The sequence below is a fragment of the Nonomuraea sp. MG754425 genome, from assembly GCF_021699195.1.
Classification (GTDB): domain Bacteria; phylum Actinomycetota; class Actinomycetes; order Streptosporangiales; family Streptosporangiaceae; genus Nonomuraea.
This window is the reverse complement of sequence record NZ_SSXE01000083.1, coordinates 47,561-53,775: the sequence shown is the minus strand read 5'-3', so window position 1 is coordinate 53,775 and position 6,215 is coordinate 47,561. Positions and strand designations below refer to the sequence as shown.

The following is a 6,215-nucleotide window of genomic DNA, read 5'->3' as shown; positions in this document are numbered from 1 at the left end:
ATCCGGTGCTGCGACCGGCTCTCGCCCTGTTCCGGGCCACCCGGTGGATCCCGCCGGGCGGCCCGGAACAGGGCGAGAGCCGGTCGCAGCACCGGATGGCCATCCTCACCGGCATCACGGTGCCCGTCGTGCTGGCGGTCGTCGTCCTCGTGGCCACGGTACTGGTCGGACCGTTCCAGGAGGACGTCAAGGAAGGGGTGTCCGTCGCCGAGCCGCCGATCAGGGCCGGCATCGAGGAATCCTGGGAAGACGACGTGGACATGGGCTGGGTGTTCGATCGGCCGCTGTCCGACCAGGCCGCCCGGGAACTGGAGAACCTGCCGTCCAGCCAGCGGGCCGCCGCCGCCTTCGCCGCCGCGCACGGCGGCCTGCGGCACTCCCGGTTCTGCCTCACGGACGCGTGCGACGCGGCCAGGACCCGGTTCAAGCTCTCGCTGACGGGACGCCGCAGGGGCGAGGTCAGGGTGACCGACATCGCCGGCCGGGTCCTGAAGCGCAGGGAGCCGCCGACGGGCGCCCTGATGCGAGGGCCGACGGGCGGCTCGGAGGAGATCGAGTCGGGGGTGGTGGTCTTCGAGGAGGACCCGGCGACCGAACGCCTGCGCACCGTCGGGGAGGACGGCCGTCCGGGGCGCGCGTACTTCGACCGGAAGTTCGTCCACCTCACCCTCAACGAGCCCATCGTCTTCGAGATCCTCGCCGTCAGCAGCACCTGGGACGTCGACTGGGAGGTGGTCGTGAAGGTGACGGTGGACGGAAAGGCGGAGGACGTGGTGGTGCGCTCCGACGGCACGTCCACCGGGAAGCCGTTCCGCAACCCGGGGAGGATCTTCGCACCCACCGCCTATACGGGGAGCTTCGTCTGCGAGGTGGGGGAGGACACCTGCAGGGCATCGCGTGACTTCTGACGCCTGATTCGGGGGACGGGCGACATGCGGACCGGCGGTTCGGGCGGTGCGCGAAATCTCGCAGGTCACGACATGGAGTTATCACGTGACTTCGCTGCGTGAGAACTATGAGTCGCTCAGCCTCGAGCCCAAGCCGATCCGCCCGAGCTCCTCACCCCGGCCGGCCCCCTGTGCGCGGCCGACTCCGTGCACGTCGCCGGGCAGCTCAAGGACCTGGAGCCCACCGGCAGCGAACTGACCATGAGTGGCCCGGACGCGGCGCTCGTCACCGCCGACGGCACCGTCAAGGCCCGCCTGGCCGGGGCCCGGCCGGCCCTGCGGGAGGCGTTCGTCGGCGAGCACGCCGCCGTCAACATCTGAGCGGACCGGGGGCGCGCGCCGCCGGCCGGTGGCTGGCCGGATCGGGCGTCACGCCCGGTCTCGCGCTCGTCACCACGGCCACGCGCGGCCGGGAGACCTGGAAGCTGATGGCGGCCGAACTCGCGGCGCGTCCCCGGACCGTCTTCGAGGAGCGCCTGTACGAGGCCGGTCTCGGAGAGCTGCTCGCGCTGGTCAACGAGACCTCCGACGACGTCGGCGACCTCCTGGTGCTGGGCGGCAACCCCGGCGTGCACGCCCTGGCCGACGCCCTGACCGGCGAGGCCGAGGGCGACCTGCCGGCCCGGATGAACCGCTCCGGCTTCCCCACCGCCTCGATCGCGGTGCTGACCTGCACCGGACCGTGGAAGGCCGTGGAGCACGGGGCGGCCACCCTGGTCGCCTTCTGGGCCCCGCGCTAGCCGCGCAGGTCGTCCGGCCGGACCGGGACGGCCAGGAGGGCGAAGCGGTGGGCGTGCGCCGTCAGCGGTTCGCCGCGCGCCATTCCCTCGTGCAGGACGCGCAGCGGGCGGTCGAAGCGGCCCACGTCGAAACCCGGCACCTGCCACGACACGAGCCGCAGGAACAGCACGAGCGCGCCGACGTCGTGGAAGGTCGTCCGCACCCGCGCCTCCTGGCTCCACGTCACGGCGAGCCCGGCCCCGGCCAGGGCGGCGCTCGCGCGGGGCAGGTCCCAGCCGCGGTGGACGGGCGGGGGAGCACCCAGGGCCAGGTTGAGCTCCTCCAGGTCACGGCCACCCACCTGCTGGGTGACGAACAGGCCGTCGCCGGTCAGCACCCGGCGCACCTCGTACGGGTCGTAGGCGGCGTGCCGGCCGGCCACCAGCGCGAACGAGCCCTCGGGGAACGGCAGGACGCCGTCCGCGCCGCTCGCCGCGACCTCGACGCCCAGCGGCTCCAGGCGGCGGCGGGCGGGTGACAGGTTGGGCGGATGGCCCTCGGTGGCGGCGGTGCGGGGCGGGAGCGGGGCCAGCCCGGACAGGAACTCGCCGCCGCCCGTGCCCAGGTCGAGCAGCGAGGACGCCCCGGGCAGGCGCGCCCGCAGGAGGCGCGGGTAGCTCCACGGCAGCGGGTCCTCGACCACCCGGCCGCGCAGGGCGGAGAAGTCCCAGCCTTCGAGCGGGGCCGCGAGCGCCTCGGCCACCAGTTCGTCGTATCCCACTTACGCGATCATGACGGATCCGCCCGCCGGATGTCCTCCCCTTTCGGCCCCGCGGGGCGGTCAGCGCAGGGGGAGGAGGCGGGGCACCACGCGTACACAGACGACCATGCCCACCACCTCCACCAGGGTCTGGGTGACCACGACCACCGCGGCGACGGCCAGCCCGTCGGGCAGCGCCAGCGCGAGCGGCAGCACGACCAGGGAGTTGCGGGTGGCGCCGGTGAACACGATCGCCCGGCTCGCCGGGACGTCGAGGCGGAACAGGCGGGCGACGGCGAGCCCGGCCACGGCCATCACGGCCAGGAACAGCACGTAGAACGGCACCGCCCCGGCCACCGCGGCCAGGTTGCCGTCGAGCTTGGGCACCTGGGAGGCGACCACCGTGACCAGGGTGGCCGCCATCAGCGGCACCATCGCCGCACCCGCCGCCCCGGCGACCGCGCGTCCGGCCGGGCGGCGGGCCGCCCATGCCTGGGTGAGCCAGGCCAGCGCCAGCGGGACGACGATCAGCACGGCGAACGCCTCGACGAACGGCCCCGGTTCGACGACGCGGGTCAGCTCGCCGCCCATGAACGCCACGAGCAGCACCGGCAGCAGCGCCATCTGGGCGAGCAGCAGCAGCGGGGTCGCGGCCAGCAGTCGCCGGCTGTCGCCGCCCGCCAGCCCGGTGAAGACGATCACGTAGTCCACGCACGGGGTCAGCAGGACGAGCAGCACGCCCAGCCGCACCGCCTGGTCGGCGGGCAGGAACGTGAACATGGCGGCGACGACCAGCGGCGCCACGGCGAAGTTCACCACCAGCGCGGCCCCCAGGAAGCGGCCCGCGCGCAGGGACCGGACCAACTCGGCGGCGGGCACCTGGAGGAACGTCACGTACAGCAGGGCCGCCAGCACCGGGTTGATCGCGTGCTCCAGCACCGGACCCAGCCCGGGGGCGGACCACCCCGCCAGCGCGCCCGCCGTGATCGCCCCCACGTAGACGGCGACCTGGTGCCGCTCCATCCCCGCGACCAGCCCCGCGGCCCGAGCCTGCTGCGTCACCGATCGTCTCCCGCTCGTGTCGTCCGCCTGTCGCAGGTGACGGTACCGGCAACGGCCCGGTGGTCAGGAGCGGGGCGGGGAACGCCGTTGCCTTGATACGGGATGGGGGTATAGGTTGAGCCGCGCTGATATGCGAATGATTCGCCTGAAAGGTAACAATGTCCGAATCTATGCACCATGACCACGGCTCCCCCGCGCACGATCAGGCTGAGGGGACGGGCCACGCTCACCACGGGCCGATGAAGGCGACCTGGGGGACGGCGGCGTCCGCGACCCTGCACTGCCTCACCGGCTGCGCCATCGGCGAGGTCCTCGGCATGGTGATCGCGACCGCCCTGGGCTGGCACGACGTGCCCAGCATCCTCCTGGCCGTCGCCCTGGCGTTCGTCTTCGGCTACGCGTTCACCCTGCGGGGACTGTTCCGCGCGGGCCTCACATGGCGGACGGCGCTGCGGCTCGCGCTGGCCGCCGACACCCTGTCGATCCTGGTCATGGAGATCGTCGACAACGGGATCATGCTGATCATCCCCGGGGCCATGGACGCCGGTCTCGCCTCCTTCCTGTTCTGGGGCGCGCTGGCGTTCTCGCTGCTCGTCGCCTTCCTCGTCACCACGCCCGTGAACAAGTGGATCATCGGGCGCGGCAAGGGGCACGCCGTGATCCACGCCTACCACCACTGACGGGAACGCGCCCATGGGACGAAGGTCAAAGACGCCGGGGAGGCCGCGTTCGGCGGTCTCTTCTCGGCCCTGGCCGGGCAGCCGTGGGTGGACCGGTTGTTGAAGACCGGCCTGCTCGGCATCGGCCTCGCCCTCACCGGAGCGGGCGCCACCCTCGGGCTGCCGATCGTCCGGCGGCACGCCTGGCTCAGGTGGCCCGGCCCCCGCCTCAGGTGGCCCGGCCCCCGCCTCAGCGGGCCCGGGGCACGACCAGACCGGACTCGTAGGCGAGGATGACGAGCTGCGCCCGGTCGCGGGCGTCCAGCTTGGCCATGGCCCGGTTCACGTGGGTTTTCGCGGTCAGCGAACTGATCACCATGCGGGCCGCGATCTCGTCGTTCGACAGGCCCTGGGCGACCAGCGCGACCGCCTCGCGCTCCCGGTTGGTCAGCTTCCCCAGCAGCGGGCCGGCGCTCGCGCGGGGCGGCTGGGCGACGTACCGCTCGATCAGCATGCGGGTGATGGACGGGGCCAGCAGCGCGTCACCGCGCGCGGCGACCCGCACGGCGTGCAGGAAGTCGTCCGGGACGATGTCCTTGACGAGGAACCCGGCCGCGCCGGCGCGTAGCGCGTCGAGGACGTACTCGTCCAGCCCGTAGTTGGTCAGGATCACCACGCGCACCCCGGACAGGGCCGGGTCGGCGGCGATGCGGCGGGTGGCCTCGATGCCGTCGAGGAGCGGCATCCGGATGTCGACCAGCACGACGTCCGGCCGGTGCTCCCTGACCAGGGCCAGGCCCTGCTGACCGTCGGCGGCCTCGGCCACCACCTCGATGTCGTCCTCCAGGTCGAGCAGCGCCCGGAACCCGCTGCGCAGCAGCGGCTGGTCGTCCACCAGCAGGACCCGGATCACGACGCCCGGTCCACGGGGAACTCGGCCTGCACGCTGAAGCCGCCCGCACACCGCGGGGCCGCCCGCAGCCGGCCGCCCAGCGCGTGCACCCGCTCACGCATCCCCAGCAGGCCGACGCCGGGCTCCGGCGCGGACTCCGGCGTGGCCCGGCCGTCGTCGTCGATGCGCACGGTGAGCGCGCCGGGACCGTAGTCGATGCGCACCGACGCCGTCGCGGCGGCGGCGTGCCGGGCGATGTTCGTGAGGGACTCCTGAACGATCCGGTAGACGGTACGGTCCACCGCGACCGGCACCTCGGGGCGTTCCCCCTCGATCGTCAGCCGCGCGTCCAGGCCGGTCGCGCGGGCCCGCTCCACCAGCGCCGGGACGTGGTCGAGCCCGCGCGGCGGCGTCGTGTCGTCGTCGCGCAGCGCCTCCAGGGTCGCGCGCAGCTCCCGGGTCGCCTCGCGGCCGGCCTCCTGGATCGCCAGCAGCGACTCCGGCACCGCCTCGCCCCTCCGGCGAGCGGTGTGCACCGCGACCTCGGCCTGCACCTTGATGATCGAGATCTGGTGGGTGAGCGAGTCGTGCAGCTCGCGCGCGATGCGCACCCGCTCCTCGTCGGCGCGCCGCCGCGCGGTCTCCTCCCGGGTGCGTTCGGCCTCCTCCGCCCGCCGCTCGGCCTGCCGCAACGCCTCTCCTGCGGCCCCGGCCGCGACCAGCCAGGCCAGCTCCAGCGCGCCACGGGCCTGCGCGAACGCCTCGCCCGTGTCGTGCAGGCCCGAGGCCAGGGCCGCGAGGGGCAGCGCGGCCAGCACCGCCACGCTCCCGGCCAGCGTGGCGACGCGGTGGCCGGCCCGCACCGCCGCGTACACCGCGAACAGGTACGCGACCGCGGGCACGTCGAACCCGGCCGCCTGGTAGCCCACCGCGCACGCCCCGGTCACCGCCAGGACGAGCACCGGAGCCCGGCGGCGCGCGGCCAGCGCCAGGCCGCCGCCCGCCAGCAGCGCGACGCCGAGCAGGCCGGGATAGGTGCCCGAGCCCTGCCCGGACAGCCCGGTGACCAGCAGCGCCGCCGTCACGCCGACGGCGATCGCCCAGTCCGCGACGTCCGCGTGGACCCGAAACCGTCCTGCGTTCATGCGCGCACCCTAGCCGGGATCCGCGCCGCG

7 protein-coding genes and 1 pseudogene are annotated in these 6,215 nt (G+C 74.1%); 4 read left to right on the top strand and 4 right to left on the bottom strand.

The features are described 5' to 3' along the window. The 3 genes and pseudogenes from FAF44_RS27180 to FAF44_RS27170 all read left to right on the top strand — a co-directional run. Positions 1 to 908 (top strand): hypothetical protein (locus tag FAF44_RS27180; RefSeq protein ID WP_237106104.1); only part of this gene is annotated, 908 nt, incomplete at its 5' end. A gap of 156 nt (positions 909 to 1,064) precedes the next feature. Beyond that, a pseudogene (locus FAF44_RS27175) lies at positions 1,065 to 1,268 on the top strand (DUF6004 family protein); the annotation flags it as partial. Between the two features lie 107 nt (positions 1,269 to 1,375). Then, positions 1,376 to 1,687 (top strand): histidine phosphatase family protein, encoded by a 312-nt coding sequence (locus FAF44_RS27170; protein ID WP_237106102.1) that lies wholly within the window; start codon positions 1,376 to 1,378, stop codon positions 1,685 to 1,687. On the opposite strand, the gene FAF44_RS27165 is transcribed toward FAF44_RS27170, so the two are convergent. Then, positions 1,684 to 2,448, bottom strand: coding sequence for a class I SAM-dependent methyltransferase (locus FAF44_RS27165; RefSeq protein WP_237106101.1), 765 nt, complete (start codon positions 2,446 to 2,448; stop codon positions 1,684 to 1,686). The genes FAF44_RS27170 and FAF44_RS27165 overlap by 4 nt on opposite strands. Positions 2,449 to 2,508: 60 nt before the next feature. Beyond that, positions 2,509 to 3,489, bottom strand: coding sequence for an arsenic resistance protein (locus FAF44_RS27160; RefSeq protein ID WP_237106100.1), 981 nt, complete (start codon positions 3,487 to 3,489; stop codon positions 2,509 to 2,511). Between the two features lie 239 nt (positions 3,490 to 3,728). On the opposite strand from FAF44_RS27160, the gene FAF44_RS27155 reads away from it, so the two are divergent. After that, positions 3,729 to 4,169 (top strand): DUF4396 domain-containing protein, encoded by a 441-nt coding sequence (locus FAF44_RS27155; protein ID WP_237106099.1) that lies wholly within the window; start codon positions 3,729 to 3,731, stop codon positions 4,167 to 4,169. 229 nt (positions 4,170 to 4,398) lie between these two features. Here FAF44_RS27155 and FAF44_RS27150 read toward each other — a convergent pair whose 3' ends face one another. Beyond that, positions 4,399 to 5,061 carry a response regulator transcription factor gene (locus FAF44_RS27150; RefSeq protein WP_237106098.1) on the bottom strand — a complete coding sequence of 221 codons (663 nt, stop codon included), beginning with the start codon at positions 5,059 to 5,061 and terminating at the stop codon, positions 4,399 to 4,401. Next, positions 5,058 to 6,185: a sensor histidine kinase gene (locus FAF44_RS27145; protein ID WP_237106097.1), complete on the bottom strand. Its 1,128-nt coding sequence runs from the start codon at positions 6,183 to 6,185 to the stop codon at positions 5,058 to 5,060. The genes FAF44_RS27150 and FAF44_RS27145 overlap by 4 nt, the downstream gene beginning before the upstream one ends. Between the last annotated feature and the right edge of the window lie 30 nt (positions 6,186 to 6,215).